The sequence below is a fragment of the Rhodococcus sp. LB1 genome, from assembly GCF_001583455.1.
GTDB classification, from domain to species: domain Bacteria; phylum Actinomycetota; class Actinomycetes; order Mycobacteriales; family Mycobacteriaceae; genus Rhodococcus_F; species Rhodococcus_F opacus.
In genome coordinates this window covers 1-1,936 of the sequence record NZ_LTCZ01000203.1, presented here as the reverse complement: position 1 = coordinate 1,936, position 1,936 = coordinate 1, and the positions used below count along the sequence as shown (strand labels likewise).

Here is a 1,936-nt window from a genome sequence, read left to right as displayed (position 1 = left end):
CAACATCACCACCAACCGCTCTGGCGTGCGTCGATCATCGCGCACTGCCGGTGGCGCGGCCGCCGGGTGGCGATGCGGATCGCCCGCGAGCACGGCCGCTGGCCGGTCCGCACCGTTACCGACTCCTGGGTGTACCTCCTCTCCGGCGGTGAGGACATCGCCGACCCGAGCGAGGCGCTGGGGAAGATGTCGGTCGAGAAGGACGTGGTCCTCACCGACACACTCCTGTCCGCCTTCACGTCGGCGGAGGACGTGCACGACGTGAACCTCGCGATCAAGGCGGCCTTCGCCGACAACGACAACGAGGTCGCCGACGACGACGAAGGGGAGGGGGTGCTCTGATGGCCCTGCATCTCCCGAAGCCGCGCACCAAGAAACCGGCACAGGAGGCGGTCGGTCTCGACGGCCTCAAGGTCTCCGTCGCCAACGCCGCGACCAGCGGCGTCGAAAAATCAAAACAGGTCAAGAGTGGGGGACTGGCCGGACTGACCAGCAAGGTCTCCGTCAAGCAGCTGCGCAAGGAACTCGGCAACGAGGGCCTGCGGCAGGCGGCGATCGATGCCGGCCGCACACCGCCGTCGGCTCGCACGTTGCGCCGGTGGGCGCAACAGGGCCGCATCCCGCACCCGGACGTCGTCGAGCGCGCGCAACGGCGTGCCGCGATCGAACGTCTCGGCGGTGTCGACGCGGTGGCCGCGAAGATCGGGAGGTCCCGCTCCGCCGTCTCCCGGTACCGGTCCGGGGAAACGAACGAGTTGCGGGCGGACGCGAGCAAGAAACTCAGGAACGTCAAGGCCGAGGACATCATGAAACGGGCCGGGGTGTTGCGGCCGGACGGAACACCGAAGAAGGCGGTTATCCGGGTCAAGGGTGGTGTCATGGTCCGCAACGGTGCCGACGAGGGATACGACTACCGGGTCCGCACCCTGGATTTCGCGAACTCCGACACACCCTTCACCAGCGAGGAGTCCCGCGAACTGGCCGCCGCGTTGGCCAACGACGATCACGCCCGAGTCGTTGCACTGCTGGAGCGGCACGCCACCCTCGACTACCCGGAGAACAAGGGCTTCGACAAGACTGGATCTGAAACGCCTGGGGACCACCCCCACCGGCCCGCCGCGGCACGGGTCGGGTGGCCCTTGTCGCATCGCAGGTGAAAACACCCGACTCCGGCCCATTCTCGCCGGTCAGCGCCCTAAAAAGGAGCGGGGGCACCCCGACACCCCGTTGAGGGGAAACGCCGAAATGGGTGAATGTAGGCATCAGTGTGTGTCCCTTCCGGTAATCGAGGTGCCAAGCCCGCCAGACGTTCGAGAACCCGTCGCACGGTCGCACTGATCGCCACTGCGACCGTCGTCGTCGGCGTCGCTCTTACCGCACCCTCGATCGCCGACGCCGCCCCGACCAACTGCGCGGCGACATTCAACCTGCTCATCCCCGGCACATGGGAGACCAACGAGCACGCCGACCCGAACCAGCCCGTAGGCATGCTCGCCCCGGTCGCGGCGGCAATCGAGGCACAGAACGGTGCCCGCGCACAGATATACACGCTGCCATACATGGCGTCCGCGTTCGACAACGGCCACACCTACGCCGACAGCAAGACCGACGCGGTCAACAAGGCCACCGCCGTGCTGCGCAACTACGCCGACACATGCCCGGGTGCGAAGATCACGATCACCGGATACTCCCAGGGTGCAGACGCCGCAGGCGATCTCGCGTCGGCGATCGGAAACGCTCGAGGGCCGGTCGATGCGGATCAGGTCCTCGGTGTGGCACTGATAGCCGATCCCGGTGCCGGCACGAAGGGCGCCGCACCGGTCGGGCCGAAGACCTCCGGGGAGGGGATCGCCGGGCCCCGGTCACAAGGCATGGGCACACTGTCGGGGCGGGTCGCCTCGATCTGCGATCCGAAAGACCTGTACTGCTCGATCCG

At 67.5% G+C, this 1,936-nt stretch carries 2 protein-coding genes and 1 pseudogene; all 3 read left to right on the top strand.

Annotated features, from left to right (window positions below; translation table 11 throughout):
* Positions 1–342: pseudogene (locus AZG88_RS25430) on the top strand (hypothetical protein); the annotation flags it as partial.
* Entirely contained in the window at positions 342–1,157 is an 816-nt protein-coding gene (locus tag AZG88_RS25425) for a hypothetical protein (RefSeq protein WP_061699580.1), read from the top strand. The pseudogene AZG88_RS25430 and the gene AZG88_RS25425, both read left to right, overlap by 1 nt.
* A gap of 108 nt (positions 1,158–1,265) precedes the next feature.
* On the top strand, positions 1,266–1,936 hold a 671-nt coding region (locus AZG88_RS25420), incomplete at its 3' end, for a cutinase family protein (protein WP_231914194.1).

What these genes read in the sequence shown, in the direction of transcription:
- AZG88_RS25425 (WP_061699580.1), top strand. Translation starts at nt 342, where the DNA reads ATGGCCCTGCATCTCCCGAAGCCGCGCACCAAGAAACCGGCACAGGAG.